Origin of the sequence: Methylocystis sp. L43 (genome assembly GCF_015709525.1) — a bacterium.
GTDB lineage: Bacteria > Pseudomonadota > Alphaproteobacteria > Rhizobiales > Beijerinckiaceae > Methylocystis.
The window spans coordinates 59,261-83,609 of the sequence record NZ_JADNRA010000032.1; the positions used below are offsets into that span (position 1 = coordinate 59,261).

A 24,349-nucleotide genomic window follows, 5' to 3' on the forward strand; every position below is an offset into this window, starting at 1 on the left:
CGCGGTCCAAGGCGGCCGCGCAAATAGCGCCAAGAAAAACGGGCGGCTTCGAGAAGCCGCCCGTTGAATGTCTTATTCTCCGCCGTTCGCCGCGACGGCTTCGGCCTTTTCCTTGGCCTCAAGGTCTTCGCCGGTCTCCTGGTCGACGACGCGCATCGAGAGGCGGACCTTGCCGCGGTCGTCAAAACCGAGGAGTTTGACCTTCACGCGGTCGCCTTCCTTCACGACGTCGGTCGTCTTGTTCACGCGCTGCTTGGAGAGCTGCGAGATGTGAACGAGCCCGTCCTTGGCGCCGAAGAAGTTGACGAAGGCGCCAAAGTCGGCGGTTTTCACCACCGTGCCCTCGTAGATCAAGCCGACCTCGGGATCAGAGGCGATGGACTTGATCCAGTTGATAGCCGCCTTGATGGAATTGCCGTCCGAGGAGGCGACCTTCACCGTGCCGTCGTCCTCGATATTGATCTTGGCGCCGGTCTTCTCGACGATTTCGCGGATGACCTTGCCGCCCGAGCCGATCACGTCGCGGATCTTGTCGGTGGGGATCTTCATCGTCTCGATGCGCGGCGCGAATTCGCCGAGTTCGGCGCGCGAACTCGTGATCGCTTTCGCCATTTCGCCGAGAATATGCAGTCGGCCGTCCCTCGCCTGAGCGAGCGCGACCTTCATGATTTCCTCGGTGATGCCGGCGATCTTGATGTCCATCTGCAGCGAGGTCACGCCATTGGACGTGCCCGCAACCTTGAAGTCCATGTCGCCGAGATGATCCTCGTCGCCCAAGATATCCGAGAGCACGGCGAAACGTTCGCCTTCGAGGATGAGGCCCATGGCGATGCCGGCCGTCGGTGCCTTAATCGGCACGCCGGCGTCCATGAGCGCCAAAGATGTGCCGCAGACCGTCGCCATCGAGGACGAGCCATTCGACTCGGTGATCTCGGAGACGACGCGCAGCGTGTAGGGGAACTCAGCGACCGCCGGCAGCATCGGCCTGAGCGCGCGCCAAGCGAGCTTGCCATGGCCGATTTCGCGACGGCCGGGCGAACCCATGCGGCCGGTCTCGCCGACGCTGTAGGGAGGGAAGTTGTAATGGAGCAGGAAGCGCTCCTTGTAGGTGCCCTCCAGCGAATCGACATATTGCTCGTCTTCGCCCGTTCCGAGTGTGGCCACGACGAGGGCCTGCGTCTCGCCGCGGGTGAAGAGCGCCGAGCCATGCGTGCGCGGGAGAACGCCGACTTCGGCGACGATCGGGCGCACGGTCTTGACGTCGCGGCCGTCGATGCGGATGCCGGTGTCGAGAATGTTCCAGCGGACGACCTTGGCCTGAAGCTCCTTGAAGGCCGCGCCGACTTCTTCCTTTGTGAATTTGGCCTCGCCGCCTTCCGGGAAGAGCGCGGCGGTCACCTTCGCCTTCACGGCGTCGACGGCGGCGTAACGCTCCTGCTTGACGGTGTTCTTGTAGGCTTCGCGCAGTTCGGCTTCGGCGACCTGGGCGACGGCGTTCGCGACGTCCGTGGTGTCGGCGATGACGAGGTCGCGCGGGTCCTTGGCGGCGCGTTCGGCAAGGCGGATGATGGCGTCGATCACCGGCTGGAAGCCGCGATGCCCCAGCATGACCGCTTGCAGCATCGTCTCCTCGGAGAGCTCCTTTGCTTCCGACTCGACCATCAACACGGCGTCCTGCGTGCCGGCGACGATGAGATCGAGTTCGGAGAGCTTCATCTCCTCGATCGTCGGATTGAGTTTGAGCTGACCGTTGATGCAGCCGACGCGCGCGCCGCCAACCGGTCCCATGAAAGGAACGCCGGAAAGCGTCAGCGCCGCTGACGCCGCGACCAAGGCGAGAATGTCGGGATCGTTTTCGAGGTCGTGCGAAAGCACGGTCGCGATGACCTGCGTGTCATTGCGATATCCGTCGGGGAAGAGCGGGCGGATCGGGCGGTCGATGAGGCGGGAGATCAGCGTCTCGCGCTCGGAGGGACGGCCCTCGCGCTTGAAATAGCCTCCCGGGATGCGGCCGGCGGCGAAGGCTTTTTCCTGATAATTGACGGTGAGCGGGAAAAAGTCCTGGCTGGGTTTTGGCGCCTTGGCCGAAACGACGGTCGCGAGCACTGTCGTCTCGCCCCAACTCGCCATCACGGCGCCGTCGGCCTGGCGGGCGACCTTGCCGGTCTCGAGCACGAGCGTGCGCCCGGCCCAATCGAGTTCTTCGCGGTGAACTTGGAACATGCTGGTCTTTCTCTGATGAACCTGCGGTTCGTCATGAGCAAGACGGCGAGAAGCTGCGGCAGCGGTGTTTCGTAAAGCGTCGACGCAGCGTCCGGCGATCCTGCCATGACTTTACGCGTTGGTCGTGGCGAGCGTCCCTCTGGACGCCCATCTTGGGGAAAGCGGCGCATCGTCGCGCCGCTTTCGCTCAGCTGCTTAGCGGCGGATGCCGAGCCGCTCGATCAGGCTCTTGTAGCGCGGTTCGTCCCGCACCTTCACGTAGTCAAGGAGCTGGCGGCGCTGGGAAACGAGCTTCAGGAGCCCGCGACGCGAGTGATTGTCTTTCGCATGAGTCTTGAAGTGTTCGGTCAGATTGGTGATTCGTTCGGTGAGAATCGCCACCTGCACCTCGGGCGAGCCCGTGTCGTTCGCCTTGGTGGAATATTCCTTGATGAGCGACTGCTTGCGCTCCGCCGAGATCGACATCGGATTTTCCTTGTCTTTAGGAGGTGATCCGCGCTCCGCGGCCAAGGCCGGGATGTCGTCCAGCAGGGTCGCGCGAAAACGGAGCCGCCCCGGCGGACCGGGGCGTGCCGAGGCGTTATAGCAGAAATGCAGGAGATGGATAGAGGTCTTACGCCTTCTCCAGCGCCTTCAGTCGCTGGTCCAGCCTGTTGATTTCCGCTTCCGCGCGGACAAGCTCGGTCACGTCATATTGCACGCCGAGATAGTAAATCACCGCGCCGCGACTATCGAGCAGCGGCGTGATATTGAGTTTATTGAAGAACAACTCGCCATTTTTCCGATAGTTGCGCAGCGTCACTTCAATGTGTTCATGCTTGCGCATGGCCTCCCGCAGCGGCGCGAGCCCCTCCTGATCCCTGTCGACGCCTTGCAGAAATCGGCAGTTGCGGCCAATGATCTCCTCCTGGCCATAGCCGGTCATGCTTTCGAAGGCCTTGTTCGCATAGACGATTGGCGCGTCCGGTTGATCCGGGTCCGCCAGCGTGACGCCATTGACGCATGAATCGAGAATCTGCGTCAAAATCTTCGGGATGATCCCGTCATCTTTCTGAACGACGAACATTTTTCGTTGACCTTAGTTTATCATGATGCGCCGGCGGGTTCGGCTGAAGTCGCGCCGGTTTCGATAAGCGCCCGAAGGTTCTCGACGATCTGCTCTGCGCCGTCCTGCAATGCGGCGCGTATCAGTTTGACGAAGGGTCGCATCGAAAATTCGATCTCACGCAATTCAAAGGTGAAAATCAGCATGGTTCCTTGCGGTTCGCACTCGAATGCGTAGGAGGACGAGAAGGGTTCGGAAATTCCTTCCAGCGCGAGAAGGCGCGGACGTTCGATGGCCGCGATTGCAAATGTGCTCTCGCTGCGAATGCCCCGTTCCATCGTGACTTGACGCGCCGTCGTCCCGACGCGCACGGGCGCGCTTCCATTCGGCTCCAACTCCACGACTTGCGGACACCATCGCTGATAATTCGCGAAAAAATCGCGGGCGACAAAGTCGAAAGCAAAATCGCGCGGCCGTGAAATGACGGTTCTGGCGACGCCGCCGACGGCTGGCGGAGGGGTCGGCCTTAATGCTTGGAGATTTACGTTAAGTCCCAACATGCGACGCCCTTACTGAAAGATGATGGGCTCCCTCAGACGAGCTAAGCGTTTTCCGGCGGCTGACAAGGGCGATCAAGGCGACTTCCCCCGCGCCGTCTAAAAACGCCGGCAAATTGGCGAAGATTGACGGTCTTCAAGGAGCCGGGGTCGCCCATCTTATAGGTCGGGCCGCTTCGCCGCGCGCCTGAAACGGCCCATCCCAAACCAGCGAGGTCGGCGATGAGCGCTCCGCCACATATCGAGAACCTGTTGCTGATCGCGGCATTCTGTCTTTTTGCGATCCTGCTCGTCGTCGAAAAATTCCGTCCTTACAAGAAATTCGCGGGCGCGGGTCTGAAGGCGTCTTTCTCCACCAACACCTCTGCTTTCCTGATCAACAACGTCATTATGAATGTCTTGTCCGTTTCCAGCCTGCTCGTCGTCGCTTCTAATTATTCGAACTATGGCCTGCTATCGAGCCTGCCTGACGCGCCGTTGAAATGGATCGCAAGCTTCGTGTTGTTCGATCTGGCGGTATATGCGTGGCACTATCTCGGGCACAGGGCTGAAGCGCTATGGCTGTTTCACAAAATCCATCACAGCGATAAGAGCTTTCACGTCACGACCGGACTGCGTTTCCATGTCTTCGATCAGCTGCTGGAAGTCGTCGTGAAATGCGTCTGCGCCGTCGTCATCGGCGCGCCGGCGCATGTCGTGGTGGTATGCGAGGTTGTGCGCATGTTCTTCGTGCTGTTCCACCACGCCAACATCGCGATTCCCGGAGAGAGGATTCTGTCCTATTTCATCATCACGCCGTCTCTGCACCGCGCCCATCACTCGACGCTGCGCAGCGAGCACGACAGCAATTATGGAATCGTCCTTTCGATCTGGGACATCATCTTTCGCACGCGAAAAGTTCTGACGCCGAAATCCATCGGTCTCGAGCTGATCGAGGCGGAAAATGTCCTGCAGCTGTTCAGTTTGGCCTTTCTCACCGAGCGTCGGCTTGCGCGCGTCATGCATCTTGTTCCCCGAAAGCCGCTTCCTTAGGCGTGTGCGCTGGCGCAATGCGCGCGCGGCTTGGGGGGCTCACGATCGCGGCGATAAAAGCCCGGGTCGTCTCCGCGCCGCGTGACGAGAGCCTTGATGAACCGCATCGCCCGCTATTGTTTGCCGCTTGTCGTTTTGAGCGGCGTCGCGCCCGCCGCGGCGCAGGACATCTCCTCCGCTTACACAAAGCTGGACGTGCGCCGCGACTGCAAGCACCGGCCTGGAAAGGCGGTCGAGGACTATGGCGACTGGCGCTGCAAGGGCTATGCGGGCATGCCCATGTGGCTTGGGGCGGGCGATCAGCGCATGTATGTCAGCTTCGGATTCAAGGCCAAGGACGAACCGGCGGCGGGACAGACGCTTGCGCCCTTCAACGACTTTTATAAGGGCGTCGTCGAATGGCGGCTCGCCAATGGCAGGCCCTTCGCGGCGATCATGCGCTGGAACGTGAAACGCGCCGCCGACATGGAGAACCGGGAGGTCCGAGGCCGCGCCCTGGTCGTCACGCGCCTGCCGCCGGGCGCCGTCTGCCATGTCGGCTACGTCGACGCGCTCGCCAACCCCAACGCCAACGAACTGGCGCGCGAGATCGCCGACAAACACGCCCGCGATTTCGCCTGCGGCAAGGACACGCCGATCGTCCTCGGCAAGATCACGCCCGGCGAAGATTTCTTCAGCACAAAGCCATAGAGCGCTTCTTCGATCACATGGAACCATGTGATCGGGAAGGCATCGCTCACATCACAATGGTTGGAGCAGGTTCTCATCGAAAAAGTCTGTCAACTTTTCCGGAACCTTCTCTACGCGCCCTTGTCGGGTTGCAACATCTGGGCGTCGCCGCGCAACATGCGGGTGATGAAGGCGCGGGCCGCGGGCTTGTCGCTTCTTGAGGTAAGTCCCGACAGCAATCCAAGCCCGCCGCCAAGCGTTATGCCGGCAAGCGCGCAGAGCGCATAGATTTCGACGCGACTGGGCGATCCCGCCACGGCCAAGGCGCTGAACAGGCCCACCGCGCCGCCGCAGAGCGCGACCAGCGCTTCGCGATCGCCGGCGCGCGGCCAAAAGGCCAAGGCGAGAGACGGCGCGAGGCAGGCGGCCGAGACGGCGAGCGCCGCTGCGACGAGCGCGCCTGGCGTGAAGACGCCGGTGACGGCCGTCACGTAAGCAAGAGTTGACACGACCACGAGCGTGACGCGGTTGACGGCGAGACGCCGGCTCGTCAGGTCGATCTCGCCGCGCAGCCGATAGAGCGCGTCATGGCCGAAGGCGGTCGCGCAGGCTTGCAGGCCCGCCGTGGCCAGCGCCAGACCGAGGGCGATAAGGGCCGAGGCGATGAGCCCCGAAGACGCCGCGCCGAGTTCCGCCGCCTGCGGCAGCGCGCCGAGCAGAAAGTCGCCGTCGAGCGGGCGAATCTCCGCCGCGGCGAGCGGCGCGCCGGGCGCGTATCCCTTCGCCGCGCAGGCCCGCTGAGCCTCTGACGGCCCGCGCACGTAAGCGCCGCAGACGCTGACAAGCCCGCGCTCGCTCGCCTGATAGATCGCTTGCGGCAGGCGTTCGGGCGGCTGTCCAGCACTGGCGCGGGCGAGCGACAGCGCCGAAGCGGCGATCGCCGCAGCCGCAAGCAAGGCGATGACGACGGTCCAGAAGAGGGCGGCGACTCCGGCGCGCCGCGCGCTGCGTCCGTCCCAGGTCGCCACCGAGGCGGCGAGCACCGGCGCGAGCGTGGCGATCCCCAACGCCACGGCGATCGTCGTGGCGAATTCGACCGGCAGGCCCATCGGCGTCGGCGTAACGCCCCAGTTCTCCAGCAGTTTCGCGGCCTCCGTGGAGGCTTCGCCGCCAAAGATCAGGCCGCTCGGCAGGGCGTCATGGAGACTGAGCGCGGCGATGGGCCAGCCAAAGCCCAGCGTCGCCACGCCAGCGGCCGCCGCCGCCGCCCACATGACGCCCGAAAGTCCGCCGGGACCGGCGATGATCAGGCTCGCCGCGGCGATCAGAAACGCGGCGAAGCCCCGGTTGGCGCCGGTGAGTTCGACAAGCGCATTCACCGCGATCAGGCTGCCGGCGGCGGCAAGCAGCGTCGAAGACAGCGCCACCGCGCCGATGAAGCCGACCCGCGTCGCGGCGCTTGTAAAACGGGCGCACAGAAGTTCGGAAATGGAAAAAACGCCGGTTTTGCGTAGCAGCGGGCCGACATAAAGCCCTGCCGCGGCGAGACCGATGAAGACGCCGCCGACGGCGCCGATCGCCCAGCCGCCCCCCGCAAGCCGCGCGCCGAAAGGCAGCATCAGAGCGAGCACGACCGCGGCGTTGGCGAAGCCGGCGTAGGCGGCGGGCAATGCGCGGCCGGCGGTGTAATAGACCGACGCGCGCATCGAATGCAGAAGGAAGCCGAGCGTGGCGAGTCCGAGGATGGTGAAATAGGGCGGGGCCGCGCCAACGAAGCGCTCCGGGGCGCCGACGCGGTCGAGAAGCGCCGCAAAGGCGTAAGCCAGCAGAAAGCTCGCGGCCACGAAGGCGATTCGCGCGTCAAGATTGGCTCTTTCGAGCGCCGCCTGCTCGGCCGACCGATCGCTCATCCTTGCCCTCGTTAAGTCAGAAACGATGAGACTCTAGATGAGGACGTCTCGCCGGCCAAGATGGCGCGCGCATCTCCGCTCTAAGCGATCGACGTCGCATAGGTCAGGATATAGCGGCTCATTCTCTCTTTGAGACCGCCGAACGCCATGCCCATGCGGTTATAGCCGATCGCGGCCGGAATGGCGGCGGCGAGCCCATAGGCCGTCGCGGCGAGCGCATCCGCGATGCCAGGAGCGACGACCGCAAGACTCGTGTCTTGAGTCTGCGCGATGCCCGAGAAGCTCGACATGATGCCCCAAACTGTGCCGAACAGGCCGACAAAGGGTCCCGCCGAAGCGACGATGGCTAAAACCGGGAGCCCGCCTTCGGCGTCGAGCATGAATTCGCGTGCGGCGCGGTTCATCTGCAGCAAGATTCGTTCGCGCTTTTGGTGGATGGATTCGTTGGGCAATTCAGCTTGCGACGCTTCGCGCGCGGCTTCGGCGATCGGCCAAAGGACGCCAATGTCGCCGCCGGCGCGCACGCGATCCAATGCCTTGGACAGACGCCGCAGAACAAAGACGCCGTCGATGATGAGCACCCAGGTCCAGACAGCCGCGGCGAGAAGCAGCGCCATCACCAGTTTACTGACAGGTCCGGCATAGATGAACATGCCGAGGGGCGACATGGGCGCAAGCGACATGGGCGCAAAATCCATTGCAACGCTCTCCTGAGACTCGCGGCGTTAAGCGCTATTGAAACGTGATTCCCTGTCGCGCATACACGGCACCGCAGCTGCTTGGCCCGCGCGAAGAGGCGACGATGCGCCGCGCCAGCGCCGCATGCGCGGGGCTGCCGCCCGAGACTGAAATGCTCGAAATGCCGCCGCCGGAGTTGATATAGAAGGAGACGGAGACGGTCCCCGGGCCAAGGCTCGTCACAGCTGGCGTGCGCCCGCGAATCGAAGCGGCGACCTGGGCGATACAACTCGCCTGCGAGGCGACGGAAGCGTCGCCGCGGCCCCCCGGCAAGCCGAAGCGGCCCGCGACTCTCGCCGTTCCGGATCCTTGACCGGTTCCTCCCGGGAGACCATAGCGCCGACCCTTCTCGGCCGCGCGGCGTCCATCATCGGCCGTTTCTCGGCGCTCGCGGACGCTTTTCTCCGCTTTCTTCGGCTTCTCGACCTTTTCCTTTTTCTCGGCCTTTTCTTTCTTTTCCGGCGCTTGAACCGCGTCGGGCTCCATGATCAACGGTGGCGGCGGCTCGTCAGAGATCAGTTCGTCCATTCCCTCGACGGAAAGTGACGCCGTCTCGATCGGCAACGGATCGTCCAGCGAATCTCCTTCGGGCGCGGGATCTCCCGCCTCGAGCGAAACGCCTTCCGGGATGAGGTCGGCATTTATGCTGCTAAGGTCGATGACCGGCGACTGCGGCCAGTAAACGCCTGAAGCAAAGAAGGCGACGAATATCGCGACGACCGAAGCCGTGGACACTGGATGCAGCCAACGGGGCCTGAGCGGGGGTCGCTTTTCCAATTGCGCGCCAACGATCGAACTTTTAGTCGTCTGATTCACTTGCGAAGCGCTCCGCCGCCGATGCGCCTAAAATCGTTCGCATCATAGGCGCGTGGAAGGGCGCGCTTCAAGCCTTGGCGGAGCGGGTGCGGCTTTGTGTGGCGCCTGGATCGCCGAGCGGCGCCGCCCTATCGTGATCGACACAGAGGCGGCTTTGGCGGATAAGGCGGCCATGTCCCTCAGTCCAAATTCGCAGACGCCGGCCGCCGCGGGCGGCGTCTCCACCGCCCTCGTCACCGAGGACGAGGCGGGGATGCGCCTCGACCGCTGGTTCAAGCGTCGTTATCCCGGGCTCGCTTTGTCCCATCTCGCCAAAATCTGCCGCAAAGGCGAAGTGCGGGTCGACGGCAAGCGCGTCGAAACCTCGACGCGGCTCGAAGAGGGGCAAAAAATTCGCGTGCCGCCTTTGAAGATCGAGGCGCCCGCGGCGCCGGCGGTGAAGCGCGCCGACCCCAAGGACGCGCTGGCGCTGGCCGACATGACGCTCTTTGAGGACAAGGATGTGCTCGTCCTCAACAAGCCCTATGGGCTGGCGACGCAGGGCGGCTCAGGTCAGACGCGCCATATTGACGGGATGCTGGAATCGCTCGCCAAGGGCGACACGCGGCCCGTGCTCGTGCATCGCCTCGACCGCGACACCTCCGGCGTGCTGCTCGTCGCCAAGAACCGGCGGATGGCCGCCGACCTCGGCGAGATTTTCCGCTCCCGGCAGGCCAAGAAGATCTATTGGGCGCTTGTCGAAGGCGTGCCGAAGCCGTCGCAGGGCCGGATCTCGCTCTATCTGGCGAAAGGCGCCGGCATGGAAAAATCCAGAGGCGGCGCAAGAGACCTCGAGAAAATGCGCGTCGCCAAACATGGCGAGGCCGACGCGCAGCATTCGCTGACCTATTACGCGATCGTCGACAAGGTCGCGCCGCGCTGCGCCTGGCTGTCGATGAAGCCGCTCACCGGACGCACGCATCAGTTGCGCGCGCATGCGGAGGCGATCGGCCACCCGATCTTCGGCGACCCCAAATATGGCCATCGCCCGGAGGACGAGGTCCGCCGTCGCGACCCTCTGCGCGCCGTGCCGGAAGGGCTCGAGCGCAAGCTCCACCTGCTCGCCCGCCGCCTCGTCCTGCCGCATCCAAGGGGCGGCGTTCTGGACGTGACCGCGCCGCTGCCCGATCATATGCAGCAGAGCTGGGACCTTTTCGGCTTCGACGTGAAGCGTCATGACCCGATCGAGGACGCGCCGGACGCTTAAGGGGCCGGGAAAAGCCCGGCGAGCGGCGTTTCCTTGGGCGCCTCAGGCAAGGATGACAAATGTCAAAGGAGCCGACCGGCCTCGACGCCGATTTTTTCGTCTCCCCGGAGGAGCGCGATCCGGTAAAGGCCGCGCGCGAACCGGCGCGTCCCTTGCCGAAGCGCTTCTATAAGGAGGCGGTGGCGGCGCCCGCCGAGGGCGGCTACGGAATTTTTCTGGACGGTCGGCCGGTCAACACGCCGGCAAGGCGTCCGCTGGTCGCGCCCTCACGGCCGCTGGCGGAAGCGATCGCCGCCGAATGGGCGAAGCAGGGCGAGACGATTGATCCGGCGACGATGCCGCTCACCAAGCTGATGAACACCGCGCTCGACGGCGTGGCGGCGCAAATGGCCGAGGTCGAAGCCGATGTCGCCAAATATGCCGCCTCCGACCTCATCTGCTACCGCGCTGGAGAGCCGGAGAGCCTGGCGGCGGCGCAATCTTCGGCCTGGGACCCGCTCGTCGCCTTCGCGCGCGAAAAACTTGGCGCCAAGCTCGCGCTTGTGGAAGGCGTCATGTTCATCGAACAGCCGCAGGCGGCGCTCGACGCGTTTGCGCGCGCCGTGCGCGATTATGTGGGGGAGGGCGCCGGCGCGCCGCTCAGGCTCGCCGCGCTCCACGTCATGACGACGCTATCAGGCTCCGCGGTACTTGCGCTTGCAGCCGCCCGACACGAAATAGACGCGGGCAAGGCCTGGGAGGCCGCCAACGTCGACGAAGACTGGCAGATGCGCGCCTGGGGCGAAGACTCCGAAGCGATGGCTAGACGGTCAGCACGCTTGCAGGAGTTCGAGGCGGCGGCGACCGTGTCGCGCCATTCCACTCCTAACTGACTGAAGCGCAATATAGAGGCGCCTCGTCAAAAGGCTGCGGCCAATTTGCCGACGGGGCGCTTCCTCTCTTGCTTTGCACAATGGCCTTTGTTACGGAACGCGCGGCCTGGAGTCGTTCTAAGGAATAACGCCAAGGAAACGCTCCCGCGACCGGCCCTCGCCCCGCCGAAGTCGGACCAGACTCATGCCGCTGCTCGAACAATATCTGCCGCTGGTGATCTTCATCGCCCTATCGGCTGTGATTGCCGGCGCATTGCTCGTTGCGCCCTTCCTGCTGGCGTTCAAGGCGCCGGACCCCGAAAAGCTCTCCGCCTATGAATGCGGCTTCAATCCCTTCAATGACGCGCGCATGAAATTCGACGTGCGCTTCTATCTCGTCTCTCTGCTTTTCATCGTCTTCGATCTTGAAGTGGCCTTTCTCTTTCCCTGGGCGGTGGCCTTCAAGGAAGCGGGCGCCTTCGGCTTCTGGTCGATGATGGCGTTCCTGGGCGTGCTCACCGTCGGCTTCGTCTACGAGTGGCGCAAGGGAGCTCTGGAATGGGACTGATCGAGAAGGAAGGCGTGCGCCAGACTCTGATCGCGCCGCAGCCCAAGGGACTGATCGATCCGCGCACCGGCAAGCCTGTCGGCTCGGACGACCCGTTCTTTCTGCATCTCAACGACGAACTCGCCGACAAGGGTTTTTTCGTCACCGCCACGGACGACGTCATCAATTGGGCGCGCACCGGCTCGCTGATGTGGATGACGTTCGGTCTCGCCTGCTGCGCTGTTGAGATGATCCAGGCGGCGATGCCGCGCTATGATCTGGAGCGCTTCGGTTTTGCGCCGCGCGCGAGCCCGCGTCAGTCCGACTGCATCATCATCGCCGGCACGCTGACGAACAAAATGGCGCCGGCGATGCGCAAGGTCTACGACCAGATGCCGGAGCCGCGCTACGTGATCTCGATGGGCTCCTGCGCCAACGGCGGCGGCTACTATCACTATTCCTATTCAGTGGTGCGCGGCTGCGATCGCATCATTCCGGTCGACATCTATGTGCCGGGATGCCCGCCTTCGGCGGAGGCGCTCGTCTACGGCATGCTGCTGTTGCAGAAGAAAATCCGGCGCACGGGCACGATCGAGCGCTAACGACGCGAAACTGAGGAGTTGTCCGCTCTCGTCCTTCGAGACGCCCGCTCGCGCGGGCTCCTCAGGGTGAGGTCGGGTCAAGCACTTCGCTCATCCTGAGGAGGCGGCGCAGCCGCCGTCTCGAAGGACGGGGGAAGGGCGGCAGGCCAAGGAATTTAGAATGTCGGCTGAGTTGGAAGCTCTCGGCGCTAAAATCAGCGGCGCCTTGCCCGGCGCGGTGACGGAGGTGAAGGTCGCCTATGGCGAACTTACGCTGACGGTCATGCGCGACCGCTGGCTCGAGGTCGCCGCCCATCTGCGCGACAGCCCCGACTGCCTCTTCGTGTGTTTCATCGACGTGACGGCGGCGGATTACCCGCAGCGGGCCGAGCGTTTCGAGGTCGTCGCGCATCTGCTCTCGCCCAAATACAACCGCCGTATCCGCATCAAGACGCCGGCGTCGGAAGAAACGCCTGTCGCCTCGCTCGTCACGCTCTATCCCGGCGCCGACTGGTTCGAGCGCGAGACTTACGATCTCTTCGGCGTGATCTTTTCCGGCCATCCAGATCTGCGCCGCATCATGACCGACTACGGCTTCGACGGTCATCCGCTGCGCAAGGACTTCCCGATGACGGGCTTCGTCGAGGTGCGCTACGACGACGAGCAGAAGCGCGTCGTCTATGAGCCGGTGCGCCTCAGCCAGGAATACCGCAACTTTGAATTCCTCTCGCCCTGGGAGGGCGTGCACTACGACCTTCCCGGCGACGAGAAGGCGAGCAAGTGAGCGCGTCGAGATGAACGATCAAACCCCCGCGCCGGCGAAGCCCGAATCACAGGGTCTGCGTAACTTCAACATCAACTTCGGCCCGCAGCATCCGGCGGCCCATGGCGTGCTGCGCCTGATCCTCGAACTCGACGGCGAGGTCGTCGAGCGCGTCGATCCGCATGTGGGCTTCCTGCATCGCGGCACCGAAAAGCTGATGGAGTCGCGCACCTATCTGCAGAACGTGCCCTATTTCGATCGGCTCGATTATTGCGCGCCGATGAACCAGGAACACGCCTTCTGCCTGGCGATCGAGCGTCTGCTCGGCGTTGAAGTGCCGCGCCGCGGCCAGCTCATTCGCGTGCTTTACGCCGAAATCGGCCGGCTGCTCTCGCATCTGCTCAACGTCACCTCGCAGGCGATGGACGTCGGCGCGCTCACTCCCCCGCTCTGGGGCTATGAAGAGCGCGAAAAGCTGATGGTGTTCTATGAGCGCGCTTCGGGCGCGCGCATGCACGCCAATTATTTCCGGCCCGGCGGCGTCGCGCGTGACCTGCCCGACCAGCTCGTCGAGGATATCGGCGCCTTTTGCGATCCGTTCCTCAAGGTCGTCGAAGATCTCGATGAACTCTTCATCGGCAACCGCATCTTCAAGCAGCGCAACGTCGACATCGGCGTCATCTCTTTGGAAGACGCCTGGAAATGGGGCTTCTCGGGGGTGATGGTGCGCGGCTCGGGCGCCGCCTGGGATCTGCGCAAGGCGCAGCCTTACGAATGCTACGAGGAGATGGAGTTCGACATCCCGGTCGGCAAGCATGGCGATTGCTACGACCGCGCCGTGATCCGCATGGAGGAGATGCGGCAGTCGACCTCGATCATGAAACAATGCGTCGAAAAGCTGATGCGCGCTGAAAACCGTGGCCCGGTGATGGCGCCCAATCATAAGATCACGCCGCCCTCGCGCGGCGAGATGAAGCGCTCGATGGAAGCCTTGATCCATCACTTCAAGCTCTTCACCGAAGGCTTCCATGTGCCCGAGGGCGAAGTCTACGCCGCGGTCGAGGCGCCCAAAGGCGAATTCGGCGTCTATCTCGTGTCTGACGGCGGCGATAAGCCGTATCGCTGCAAGATTCGCGCGCCGGGCTTCGCGCATTTGTCCGCCATGGATTTTCTCTGCAAGAACCACATGCTCGCCGATGTCTCGGCGATTCTGGGTTCGCTCGACATCGTGTTCGGGGAGGTCGATCGCTAATGTCCGTCCGTCGTCTCGCCGAAAAACAGACAGAGAGCTTCGAATTCACGCCCGAAAACAAGGCGTGGCTCGAGAAGCAGATCGCCAAATATCCCGACGGCCGCCAGGCCTCGATGGTCGTGCCGGCGCTGTGGCAGGCGCAAAAGCAGCATGACAATTGGTTGTCGCAGGCGGCGATCGAAAAAGTCGCGGACGCGCTCGGCATGGCGAAAATCCGCGTGCTCGAGATCGCGACCTTCTATTCGATGTTCAATCTGGAGCCCGTCGGCAAATATTTCATCCAGCTTTGCGGCACGACGCCGTGCCTGCTCGCCGGCTCGGATGAGATCATTGACGTGCTGCATCGCCGGGTCGGCCCTCAGCGGCGCGTGACCGACGACGGGCTGTTTTCCTGGCTCGAGGTCGAGTGCCTCGGCGCGTGCTGCAACGCGCCGATGGTGCAGATCAACGACGACTATTACGAGGATCTGACCGCCGAGAATTTCGAGAAGCTTCTCGACAATCTCGCCGCGGGTCGCCCGGTGAAAATCGGCTCGCAAATCGGGCGCGTCTCTTCGGAGCCGGTTGGCAAGCTGACGAGTCTGACGTCGCTTTACGGCGACGGCGCGAAGTAGCAGAGGGAAGAGAAGAAACCATGCTTTCCGACGCCGATCGCATTTTCACCAACCTTTATGGCCTGGGCGACAGATCGCTTGCCGGCGCGCGAAAGCGCGGGCAGTGGGACAACACCAAGGCGCTGCTCGACAAGGGCCGCGACTCGATCATCAATGAGATCAAGGCGTCGGGTTTGCGCGGGCGTGGCGGCGCCGGGTTTTCGACAGGCCTGAAATGGTCCTTCATGCCGAAGGAAATCGATCCCAAGCGGCCGCATTATCTCGTCATCAACGCCGACGAGTCGGAGCCCGGCACGTGCAAGGATCGCGAGATCATGCGCAACGATCCGCATACGCTGGTCGAAGGCGCGCTCATCGCGAGCTTCGCCATGGGCGCGCATGCCTGTTACATTTACATTCGCGGCGAGTTCATCGCCGAGCGCGTCGCGCTCCAGAAAGCCGTCGACGAAGCCTATGACGCGCGGCTGATCGGCAAGAACAATATTCACGGCTATCCGTTCGATCTCTACGTCCATCATGGCGCGGGCGCTTATATTTGCGGCGAAGAGACCGCGCTGCTTGAAAGCCTCGAAGGCAAGAAGGGCATGCCGCGGTTAAAGCCGCCGTTTCCGGCCAATGTCGGTCTCTATGGCTGTCCGACGACGGTCAATAACGTCGAATCGATCGCCGTCGCGCCGACCATCCTGCGCCGCGGCGCCGCCTGGTTCGCCGGCATCGGCAAGCCCAACAACACCGGCACCAAGCTCTTTTCGATTTCCGGCCACGTCAATCGGCCGTGCAATGTCGAAGAGGCGATGTCGATCCCGTTTCGCGAATTGATCGAGACCCATTGCGGCGGCGTGCGCGGCGGCTGGGACAATCTGCTTGCGGTCATTCCCGGCGGTTCATCGGTGCGTTGCGTGCCCTCCAAGGAGATCGTCGATTGCCCGATGGATTTCGACAGTCTGGTCGCCCTGAAGTCGGGCCTTGGCACGGCGGCGGTGATCGTCATGGACAAATCGACCGACATCATCCGCGCCATCGCGCGTTTGTCATATTTTTATAAGCATGAGAGCTGCGGCCAGTGCACGCCCTGCCGCGAGGGCACCGGCTGGATGTGGCGCGTTTTGCAACGCATGGTCGAAGGCCGCGCGCACCGACGAGAAATCGACATGCTGTTCGATGTGTCAAAGCAGATCGAAGGCCACACGATCTGCGCGCTTGGCGACGCCGCGGCCTGGCCGGTCCAGGGACTCATTACGCATTTCCGCGACGTGATCGAGAAGCGCATTGATCAATATGCGGCCAATCCGCATCCCGATCCGATCCGCGTGGCGGCCGAGTGATGATCGAACCCATCGAGACTTCGGGGAGAGCGAAGTGACCAAGATTCTCGTCGATGGCGTCGAAGTGGACGTGCCCGGGGATTTCACCCTGCTGCAGGCCTGCGAGCAGGCCGGCGCTGAGATTCCGCGCTTTTGCTATCACGAGCGCCTGTCGATCGCCGGCAACTGCCGCATGTGCCTCGTCGAGGTGAAGGGTGGGCCGCCGAAGCCGCAGGCGTCCTGCGCCATGTCGGTGAAGGATTTGCGCCCCGGTCCGAACGGCGCGCCGCCGGAAGTCCTCACCAAGTCGCCGATGGTGAAGAAGGCGCGCGAAGGGGTGATGGAGTTCTTGCTGATCAACCATCCGCTGGATTGCCCGATCTGCGATCAGGGCGGCGAATGCGATCTGCAGGATCAGGCGCTGGTCTTTGGAGTCGACAGCTCGCGTTTTCATGAAAACAAGCGCGCGGTCGAAGACAAATATATAGGCGTCCTGGTCAAGACCGAGATGAACCGCTGCATCCATTGCACGCGTTGCGTCCGCTTCACGGCGGAGGTCGCCGGCACGGGAGACATGGGCGCGATCGGCCGCGGCGAAGATATGGAGATCACCACCTATCTCGAAAGCGCGATGACCTCCGAGCTGCAGGGCAATGTCGCGGATCTCTGTCCGGTCGGCGCGCTGCTGCCCAAGCCGCAAAGCTTCCGTGGCCGTCCCTGGGAATATCAGAAGACCGAGACGATCGACGTCATGGACGCGCTTGGCTCGGCGATTCGCGTCGACTCGCGCGGCCGTGAAGTCATGCGCATTCTGCCGCGCATCAACGACCTCGTGAATGAGGAGTGGATTTCCGACAAGACGCGCCAGATCGTCGATGGTCTCAGGACCCAGCGCCTTGATCGCCCCTATATCCGCGAGAACGGCCGGCTGCGTCCGGCCTCCTGGCAGGAGGCGCTCGCCGCCGTCGCCGCCAAAACCAAGGCGACGTCCGCGTCGCGCATCGGCGCGCTCGTCGGCGATCTTGCCGCGGTCGAAGAGACCTTCGCGTTGAAGCTGCTCGCCGAGCAGCTTGGAACGCCCAATCTCGATTGCCGCCAGGACGGCGCGAAACTCGATCCGAAATTCGGCCGGGCCTCTTATCTCTTCAATGCAACGGTCGCGGGGATCGAGCAGGCGGGCGCCGCGCTCATCATTGGCGCCAATCCGCGCAAGGAAGCGCCAGTGCTCAATGCGCGACTCCGCAAGCGCTGGCTCAGAGGCGACTTCAAGATCTCGCTTGTCGGCGAGCGCGCCGATCTCACCTACGACTACGACTATCTCGGGGCCGGGCCGGAATCGCTTCTGCAGTTCATCCGCTCGGCAAAGCCGGTCGAGAAGCTGCTGGTCATCGTCGGGCAGGGCGCTCTGGCGCGCGACGACGGCGAGGCGGCGCTCACGCTCGCCGCTCAGGCCGCGCAAAGGCTCGGCGGTCTCAGCGACGGCTGGAACGGCTTCTCGGTCCTGCATACGGCGGCCGCGCGCGTCGGCGCGCTCGATCTCGGCTTCACGCCGGGCGCTGGCGGTTTGGATGCGCGCGCGATGGCGAAGGCCGGCGCGCTCGATCTCATCTTCAACCTCGGGGCCGATGAAATCGCCATCGAACCCGGCGCCTTCGTGGTTTACATCGGCACGCATGGCGATCGCGGCGCGCATCGCGCCGACGTGATCCTGCCCGGCGCCGCCTATACGGAAAAGTCCGGGCTTTACGTCAATACGGAAGGCCGCGTGCAGCGCGCCTTCCGCGTGGTGTTTCCCCCGGGGGAAGCGCGTGAGGATTGGGCGGTCCTGCGTGCGCTTTCCGGCGCGCTCGGCGCGCCGCTGCCCTTCGACTCGCTTGCGGCGTTGCGCCGGCTGCTCTTTGAAACCCACCCCCACTTTGCGGAACTGGACGAAATTGCGCCCGGCGATCACGCGCAGGTCGTCGCTCTCGCCAACCATCCGGCCGTGGCGATGAAGGATTCCTTCGCGACGGCGATCCAAAACTTCTACTTCACAAATCCGATCGCCCGCGCCTCGGCGGTCATGGCGGAATGTTCGGCGCTGGCGCAGGGCCGGCTTGCTCAGGCGGCGGAATAGGAGCTTTGGACGTGAGCGACGGTTGGGCGAGCGCCATTTCGGATTTCTTCATCGCGTATCCGCTGCTTCTCGCGCTCGTGAAGAGCGTTCTGCTGGCGGTCGCGTTGCTCATCTATGTGGCCTATGTGATCCTCGCCGACCGCAAGATCTGGGCGGCGGTGCAGTTGCGCCGCGGACCCAATGTCGTCGGACCCTGGGGGCTGCTGCAGAGCTTCGCGGACTTCCTCAAATTCGCGCTCAAGGAGCCGGTGATCCCGGACGTCGCCAACAAGGGCGTTTTCCTGTTCGCGCCCTTCATCATGGCGACGCTCTCGATCGCCGCCTGGGCCGTCATTCCGGTCGCCGACGGCTGGGCGGTCGGCGACATCAATGTCGGGATTCTTTATATTTTTGCGCTGTCCTCGCTCGGCGTCTATGGCGTCATCATGGGCGGCTGGGCGTCGAACTCGAAATATCCGTTCCTCTCGGCGCTCCGCTCGGCGGCGCAGATGGTTTCCTATGAAGTCTCGATCGGCTTCGTCATCATCACGGTGCTGCTCTGCGCCGGCTCGCTCAATCTGACAGACATCGTCAATGCGCAGGATACGCCCTACGGCATGGCCGGCTGGTATTGGCTGCGCCTCTTCCCGATGTTCGTCATCTTCTTCGTTTCGGCGCTCGCCGAGACCAATCGTCCGCCGTTCGATCTCGTGGAGGCGGAATCGGAACTCGTCGCCGGCTTCATGATCGAATATTCGGCGACGCCCTACGTTCTGTTCATGCTCGCCGAATATGTGGCGATCGTCACCATGTGCGCGCTGCTGACGATCCTGTTCTTTGGCGGCTGGCTGCCGCCGATCAAGATCGCGCCGTTCACCTACGTCCCGGGCGTGATCTGGTTCACGCTGAAGGTGAGCTTCTTTTTCTTCTTCTTCGCCATGGTGAAGGCTTTCGTGCCGCGCTATCGCTACGATCAGCTGATGCGTCTGGGCTGGAAAGTCTTCCTGCCGATCTCCCTCGCCATGGTCGTCATCGTCGCCGCCGTGCTGCAGTTTTGGCCGGCGGGACCGGCAGGCAGTTGAGGCCGTCATGAAACTCGATCAAGCCGCCAAGTCGCTCTTCCTGACCGAATTCGTCGGCGCATTTCTGCTGTCGATGCGCTACTTCTTCAAGCCGAAGGCGACGATCAACTATCCGCACGAAAAGAATCCGCAGTCGCCGCGCTACCGCGGCGAGCATGCGCTGCGCCGCTATCCCAACGGCGAGGAGCGCTGCATCGCCTGCAAGCTGTGCGAGGCGATCTGTCCTGCGCAGGCGATCACCATCGAAGCCGGACCGCGCCGCAACGACGGCACCCGCCGCACGACGCGCTACGACATCGACATGGTCAAATGCATCTATTGCGGCTACTGCCAAGAGGCCTGCCCGGTCGACGCCATCGTCGAGGGGCCCAATTCGGAATTCTCGGTCGAGACCCGCGAGGAGCTCTACTACAACAAGGAGCGTCTGCTCGAGAACGGCGACCGCTGGGAGCGCGAGATCGCGCGCAACATCGCGATGGACGCGCAGTACAGGTAACAGCAAGAGACGCGAACGAACACGCCGCATCGGCGCAGTAAGGACGAAGAACGTGCAGGCCGTATTTTTCTACCTATTCGCCACGATCATGATCGCCTCGGCCGGCGTCGTGATCTTCGCGCGCAACCCGGTGCACTCGGTGCTCTTTCTCATCCTCGCTTTCTGCAATGGCGCGGGGCTGTTTCTGCTCGCCGGCGCGGAGTTCCTGGCGATGATCCTGATCGTCGTCTATGTCGGCGCGGTCGCGGTGCTGTTCCTGTTCGTCGTCATGATGCTCGACGTCGACTTCGCCGAGCTGAAGCAGGGATTCGCCAAATATCTTCCAGTCGGCGTCGGGGTCGGCGTCGTCGTCCTCGCGGAATTGGGTTTCGTGGCGCTCGGCTGGAGTTCGGCGCCTTCGGCGGCAGACGCCGCCGCCAATCCGATCATTCCGCAAATGAGCAACACCGCGGCGCTCGGCCAAATCCTCTATACGAAATATGTGATCTTCTTTCAGGCGTCCGCGCTTGTGCTGCTCACCGCCATGATCGGCGCCATCGTGCTGACGCTGCATCACAAGCCCAACATCAAGCGGCAGAAGATCGCCGAGCAGAACGCCCGCACGCGCGAAAATGTGATCGAGATCAAGAAAGTTCCGTTTCGGACCGGCGTCTAACGAGGACATCCATGCTGACCATCGGCCTTACGCATTACCTCGTCGTCGCGGCGGTCCTGTTCACGCTCGGCATCGCCGGCATCATCCTCAACCGCAAGAACATCATCGTCATTCTCATGTCGGTTGAGCTGATCCTGCTTGCGGTCAATCTGAACTTCGTCGCCTTCTCGCAGTCGCTCGCCGATTTGACGGGTCAGGTGTTCGCGCTCTTCGTGCTGACCGTCGCGGCGGCGGAGGCGGCGATCGGCCTCGCGATACTCGTCGCCTTCTATCGCAACCGCGGCACGATCGCCGTCGAAGACATCAATTCCTTGAAGGGCTGACCCCAGCGATGATTTACGCCATCGTCTTTCTTCCGCTTGTCGGCTTTCTGATCGCAGGCGCGCTCGGTCCTTGGATCGGGGTGCGCGCCTCGGAGTTCGTCACGACGGGCTTCTTGATGATCTGCGCCGTGCTGTCATGGATCGTCTTCTTCGACGTCGCGCTCGGCCACGATCACGGCTATGCGCCGATTATCGGCAATTGGATGACCGTGGGCGACCTCAAGGTCGACTGGGCGCTGCGGGTCGACACGCTGACGGCGGTGATGCTCGTCGTCGTCAATACGGTGTCGAGCCTCGTGCATCTCTATTCTATCGGCTACATGCACGAGGATCCGGATCGCCCGCGCTTCTTCGCTTATCTGTCGCTGTTCACTTTCGCCATGCTGATGCTGGTGACGGCCGACAATCTCGTGCAGATGTTCTTTGGCTGGGAGGGCGTCGGTCTCGCGTCCTATCTGCTCATCGGCTTCTGGTATCAAAAGCCCTCCGCCAACGCCGCCGCGATCAAGGCCTTTGTCGTCAACCGCGTCGGCGATTTTGGCTTCGCGCTCGGGATTTTCCTCGTCTTTCAACTGACGAAGTCGCTGGGCTTTGAAGAGGTCTTCGCCGCCGTCCCGGGGCTTGCCGGCAAGACGATCCATGTCTTCGGCATGGATGTCGACGCGTTGACGCTCGCCACCTTCCTGCTCTTCATCGGCGCGATGGGCAAGTCGGCGCAATTCCTGCTGCACACCTGGCTGCCGGACGCGATGGAAGGCCCGACGCCCGTCTCGGCGCTCATTCACGCTGCGACGATGGTGACGGCCGGCGTCTTCATGGTGGCGCGCCTTTCGCCGATTTTCGAATATGCGCCCGCGACTCTCGAATTCGTGACGCTGGTCGGGGCGGTCACGGCCATTTTCGCCGCGACGGTCGGCCTCGTGCAAAACGACATCAAGCGCGTCATCGCCTATTCGACCTGCTCGCAGCTCGGCTATATGTTCGTTGCGGAAGGCGTCGGCGCATATAGCATCGGCGTCTATCATCTTTTCACCCACGCCTTCTTCAAGGCGCTGCTGTTTCTCGGCGCGGGCTCCGTGATTCATGCCATGCATCACGAGCAGGACATGCGCAACATGGGCGGGTTGCGTAAGGACATTCCCTTCACCTTCGCGATGATGATCATCGGCACGCTCGCGCTCACGGGCTTCCCGTTCACCGCCGGTTTCTATTCCAAGGACGCGATCATCGAAGCGGCCTACGCCGCGGGCGAACATCATCACGTCGCGATGTTCGCCTTTGTCGCGACCGTGGTCGCCGCCGGCCTGACGTCATTCTATTCCTGGCGCCTGGTGTTCATGACCTTCTTTGGCGCCCGTAAGGACCATGCCGTTCAGACGGACCATGCGGATGAGGAGCCGACGGCGGCGGAATTAGCCCATGCGGATGGCGATCAAACCCATCAGGATCATTCGCACGACCACGGCCATCACGCGCCGCACGAGGCGCCGATTGTCATGCTGGCGCCGCTGGCGGTGCTCGGTCTCGGCGCTCTCGGCGCGGGCATCGTCTTCGGCAAATACTTCATCGGCCATGATTACGATGAATTCTGGAAAGGCGCTCTCTTCACCGGCCGCGACAATCACATCATCCATAAGTTCCACGACGTGGCTCTCGGCGTCGGTCTGGCGCCGACCGTGGTGATGGCTCTGGGCTTCGTCGTTGCGCTCTATTTCTATGTGCTGAAGCCGGGAACCGCGCAGGCGCTGGCGAGGACCTTCCCGCGTCTTTACCGGTTCCTGCTCAACAAATGGTATTTCGACGAGCTCTACGACTTCCTGTTCGTTCGGCCGGCCTTTGCGCTCGGCAGAATGTTCTGGAAGGGCGGCGACGGCGCGATCATCGACGGCCTCGGGCCGGACGGGGTGGCGGCGCGAGTCGCCGATGGCGCCAGGCTCGCCGTGCGCTTGCAGACCGGCTACGTCTATCACTACGCCTTCGCCATGCTCATCGGCGTCGCGGCGGTCGTCACCTATTTCATCGCCGGGGGGCTGCGCTGATGTTTGGTTTCGGCATTCTCTCCGGCGTCACCTTTCTGCCGCTGGTCGGCGTCGCCTTCCTGCTCACGCAGAAGGGCGATGATGAAGCGAGCTTGCGCAATATCCGGTGGGCGACGCTGGCGACGACGCTCGCGACCTTCGCGCTCTCGCTTGTCATCTGGTCCGGTTTCGACACGACAAGCTCGGCGTTCCAGTTCGTCGAGGAGAAAAACTGGCTCGGCTCGGGCCTTGTCTACAAGATGGGCGTCGACGGCTTTTCGATGCCCTTCGTACTGCTGACGACCTTCCTGATGCCCTTCGCCATTCTCGCCTCCTGGGACTCGATCCAGAAGCGCGTCAAGGAATATATGATCGCCTTCCTCGTGCTTGAGACGCTGATGATCGGCGTCTTCTGCGCGCTCGACATCGTGCTGTTCTATCTCTTCTTCGAGGGCGGCCTCATCCCGATGTTTCTCATCATCGGAATCTGGGGCGGCAAGCGGCGCGTCTACGCGAGCTTCAAGTTCTTTCTCTACACGCTCGTCGGTTCGCTCCTCATGCTGGTCGCGATCCTCGCCATGTATGGCAAGGCCGGCACGACCGACATCACCGTGCTGCTGCATACCGACTTCCCCAAGGAGATGCAGACCTGGCTGTGGCTCGCCTTCTTCGCCTCCTTCGCGGTGAAGATGCCGATGTGGCCGGTGCACACCTGGCTGCCTGACGCGCATGTCGAGGCGCCGACGGCCGGCTCCGTGATCCTTGCGGCGATTCTGCTGAAGATGGGCGGCTACGGCTTCATCCGCTTTTCGCTGCCGATGTTTCCGGACGCTTCGACCAATTTCGCGCCGCTCATCTACGCGCTGTCGGTGATCGCGATCGTCTACACCTCGCTCGTCGCGCTCGTTCAGGAAGACATCAAGAAGCTCATCGCCTATTCGTCCGTCGCGCATATGGGCTTCGTGACGATGGGCCTCTTCACGCTCAATGCGCAGGGCATGCAGGGCGCCATCTTCCAGATGATCTCGCACGGCCTCGTCTCCGGCGCGCTGTTCCTTTGCGTCGGCGTGATCTACGACCGCATGCATACGCGTGAGATCTCCGCCTATGGCGGGCTCGTTAACCGCATGCCGATCTACGCCTTCGTGTTCATGCTGTTCACCATGGCGAATGTCGGCTTGCCGGGAACGACGGGCTTCATCGGCGAGTTCCTGTCGCTGACCGGCGCGTTCCAGGCGAATAGCTGGGTCGCGCTGATCGCGACGAGCGGCGTCGTTCTGTCTGCGGCGTACGCCCTCTATCTCTACCGCCGCGTGATCTTCGGGGTCTTGGACAAGGCCAGCCTCAAGAACATCACCGATCTGACGCCGCGCGAGATCGCGATCTTCACGCCGCTTGTCCTGCTCACGATTTACTACGGCGTGCAGCCGCAGGCCATTCTGAGCGCCACGCAGGCGTCGGTCGACAATCTCATCCAGACCCATACGGCGCTGCTCGACGCGATTAAGCTCGCGGCCGCTGGCCAATGACGG

The 24,349-nt window shown here is 63.0% G+C and carries 24 protein-coding genes; 17 read left to right on the plus strand and 7 right to left on the minus strand.

The annotated features are described in order from the left end of the window. Positions 1-72 precede the first annotated feature (72 nt). From pnp to IYX23_RS12740, 4 genes are all read right to left on the minus strand, one after another. Positions 73-2,223, minus strand: coding sequence for a polyribonucleotide nucleotidyltransferase (gene pnp, locus IYX23_RS12725; protein WP_196393873.1), 2,151 nt, complete (start codon positions 2,221-2,223; stop codon positions 73-75). A 195-nt stretch (positions 2,224-2,418) separates the two neighbouring features. After that, positions 2,419-2,688: a 30S ribosomal protein S15 gene (gene rpsO, locus IYX23_RS12730; RefSeq protein WP_029648958.1), complete on the minus strand. Its 270-nt coding sequence runs from the start codon at positions 2,686-2,688 to the stop codon at positions 2,419-2,421. A 148-nt stretch (positions 2,689-2,836) separates the two neighbouring features. After that, positions 2,837-3,289 carry a PAS domain-containing protein gene (locus IYX23_RS12735; protein WP_196393874.1) on the minus strand — a complete coding sequence of 151 codons (453 nt, stop codon included), beginning with the start codon at positions 3,287-3,289 and terminating at the stop codon, positions 2,837-2,839. A 20-nt stretch (positions 3,290-3,309) separates the two neighbouring features. Beyond that, positions 3,310-3,828 carry an SRPBCC family protein gene (locus IYX23_RS12740; protein ID WP_196393875.1) on the minus strand — a complete coding sequence of 173 codons (519 nt, stop codon included), beginning with the start codon at positions 3,826-3,828 and terminating at the stop codon, positions 3,310-3,312. A 219-nt stretch (positions 3,829-4,047) separates the two neighbouring features. Here IYX23_RS12740 and IYX23_RS12745 point away from each other — a divergent pair, with 219 nt between their 5' ends. Beyond that, a complete protein-coding gene (locus IYX23_RS12745; protein WP_196393876.1) occupies positions 4,048-4,857 on the plus strand; it encodes a sterol desaturase family protein in 810 nt (269 codons plus the stop codon). 96 nt (positions 4,858-4,953) lie between these two features. Beyond that, positions 4,954-5,547: a hypothetical protein gene (locus IYX23_RS12750; RefSeq protein WP_196393877.1), complete on the plus strand. Its 594-nt coding sequence runs from the start codon at positions 4,954-4,956 to the stop codon at positions 5,545-5,547. A 110-nt stretch (positions 5,548-5,657) separates the two neighbouring features. On the opposite strand, the gene IYX23_RS12755 is transcribed toward IYX23_RS12750, so the two are convergent. The 3 genes from IYX23_RS12755 to IYX23_RS12765 form a co-directional block, all read right to left on the minus strand. After that, positions 5,658-7,436 (minus strand): sodium:solute symporter, encoded by a 1,779-nt coding sequence (locus IYX23_RS12755; protein WP_196393878.1) that lies wholly within the window; start codon positions 7,434-7,436, stop codon positions 5,658-5,660. Positions 7,437-7,516: 80 nt separating this feature from the next. Continuing rightward, positions 7,517-8,134 (minus strand): MotA/TolQ/ExbB proton channel family protein, encoded by a 618-nt coding sequence (locus IYX23_RS12760; RefSeq protein WP_196393879.1) that lies wholly within the window; start codon positions 8,132-8,134, stop codon positions 7,517-7,519. Between the two features lie 34 nt (positions 8,135-8,168). After that, positions 8,169-8,909 carry a hypothetical protein gene (locus IYX23_RS12765; RefSeq protein ID WP_348643660.1) on the minus strand — a complete coding sequence of 247 codons (741 nt, stop codon included), beginning with the start codon at positions 8,907-8,909 and terminating at the stop codon, positions 8,169-8,171. Positions 8,910-9,162: 253 nt separating this feature from the next. Here IYX23_RS12765 and IYX23_RS12770 point away from each other — a divergent pair, with 253 nt between their 5' ends. The 15 genes from IYX23_RS12770 to IYX23_RS12840 all read left to right on the plus strand — a co-directional run bounded on the left by IYX23_RS12770 (position 9,163) and on the right by IYX23_RS12840 (position 24,346). After that, entirely contained in the window at positions 9,163-10,236 is a 1,074-nt protein-coding gene (locus tag IYX23_RS12770) for an RluA family pseudouridine synthase (protein ID WP_196393881.1), read from the plus strand. Positions 10,237-10,295: 59 nt separating this feature from the next. Beyond that, positions 10,296-11,108, plus strand: coding sequence for an ATP12 family protein (locus IYX23_RS12775; protein ID WP_196393882.1), 813 nt, complete (start codon positions 10,296-10,298; stop codon positions 11,106-11,108). Between the two features lie 184 nt (positions 11,109-11,292). Next, positions 11,293-11,655, plus strand: a complete 363-nt coding sequence (locus IYX23_RS12780) for an NADH-quinone oxidoreductase subunit A (RefSeq protein WP_014891230.1) — start codon at positions 11,293-11,295, stop codon at positions 11,653-11,655. Continuing rightward, the gene (locus tag IYX23_RS12785) at positions 11,646-12,236 is read left to right on the plus strand and encodes an NADH-quinone oxidoreductase subunit B (RefSeq protein WP_018407003.1); all 591 of its coding nucleotides are present in this window, start codon (positions 11,646-11,648) and stop codon (positions 12,234-12,236) included. The genes IYX23_RS12780 and IYX23_RS12785 overlap by 10 nt, the downstream gene beginning before the upstream one ends. 160 nt (positions 12,237-12,396) lie before the next feature. Further along, a complete protein-coding gene (locus IYX23_RS12790; RefSeq protein ID WP_196393883.1) occupies positions 12,397-12,999 on the plus strand; it encodes an NADH-quinone oxidoreductase subunit C in 603 nt (200 codons plus the stop codon). A 10-nt stretch (positions 13,000-13,009) separates the two neighbouring features. Continuing rightward, positions 13,010-14,230: an NADH-quinone oxidoreductase subunit D gene (locus tag IYX23_RS12795; protein WP_018407005.1), complete on the plus strand. Its 1,221-nt coding sequence runs from the start codon at positions 13,010-13,012 to the stop codon at positions 14,228-14,230. Beyond that, the gene (nuoE, locus tag IYX23_RS12800) at positions 14,230-14,844 is read left to right on the plus strand and encodes an NADH-quinone oxidoreductase subunit NuoE (RefSeq protein ID WP_123177177.1); all 615 of its coding nucleotides are present in this window, start codon (positions 14,230-14,232) and stop codon (positions 14,842-14,844) included. Before IYX23_RS12795 ends, nuoE begins: the two co-directional genes overlap by 1 nt. Positions 14,845-14,864: 20 nt before the next feature. After that, a complete protein-coding gene (gene nuoF, locus IYX23_RS12805; RefSeq protein WP_196393884.1) occupies positions 14,865-16,169 on the plus strand; it encodes an NADH-quinone oxidoreductase subunit NuoF in 1,305 nt (434 codons plus the stop codon). Positions 16,170-16,203: 34 nt separating this feature from the next. Beyond that, positions 16,204-18,264: an NADH-quinone oxidoreductase subunit NuoG gene (gene nuoG / locus IYX23_RS12810; RefSeq protein ID WP_196393885.1), complete on the plus strand. Its 2,061-nt coding sequence runs from the start codon at positions 16,204-16,206 to the stop codon at positions 18,262-18,264. Between the two features lie 35 nt (positions 18,265-18,299). After that, positions 18,300-19,325 (plus strand): NADH-quinone oxidoreductase subunit NuoH, encoded by a 1,026-nt coding sequence (nuoH, locus tag IYX23_RS12815; RefSeq protein ID WP_196394014.1) that lies wholly within the window; start codon positions 18,300-18,302, stop codon positions 19,323-19,325. A 7-nt stretch (positions 19,326-19,332) separates the two neighbouring features. Continuing rightward, positions 19,333-19,821, plus strand: coding sequence for an NADH-quinone oxidoreductase subunit NuoI (gene nuoI / locus IYX23_RS12820; protein WP_196393886.1), 489 nt, complete (start codon positions 19,333-19,335; stop codon positions 19,819-19,821). A gap of 52 nt (positions 19,822-19,873) precedes the next feature. After that, positions 19,874-20,476, plus strand: a complete 603-nt coding sequence (locus IYX23_RS12825; RefSeq protein ID WP_018407011.1) for an NADH-quinone oxidoreductase subunit J — start codon at positions 19,874-19,876, stop codon at positions 20,474-20,476. A 14-nt stretch (positions 20,477-20,490) separates the two neighbouring features. After that, on the plus strand, positions 20,491-20,799 hold the full coding sequence (nuoK, locus tag IYX23_RS12830) for an NADH-quinone oxidoreductase subunit NuoK (protein ID WP_196394015.1): 309 nt from the start codon (positions 20,491-20,493) through the stop codon (positions 20,797-20,799). Positions 20,800-20,807: 8 nt separating this feature from the next. Then, positions 20,808-22,838 carry an NADH-quinone oxidoreductase subunit L gene (gene nuoL / locus IYX23_RS12835; RefSeq protein WP_196393887.1) on the plus strand — a complete coding sequence of 677 codons (2,031 nt, stop codon included), beginning with the start codon at positions 20,808-20,810 and terminating at the stop codon, positions 22,836-22,838. Next, the gene (locus IYX23_RS12840; protein WP_196393888.1) at positions 22,838-24,346 is read left to right on the plus strand and encodes an NADH-quinone oxidoreductase subunit M; all 1,509 of its coding nucleotides are present in this window, start codon (positions 22,838-22,840) and stop codon (positions 24,344-24,346) included. Before nuoL ends, IYX23_RS12840 begins: the two co-directional genes overlap by 1 nt. Positions 24,347-24,349 lie beyond the last annotated feature (3 nt).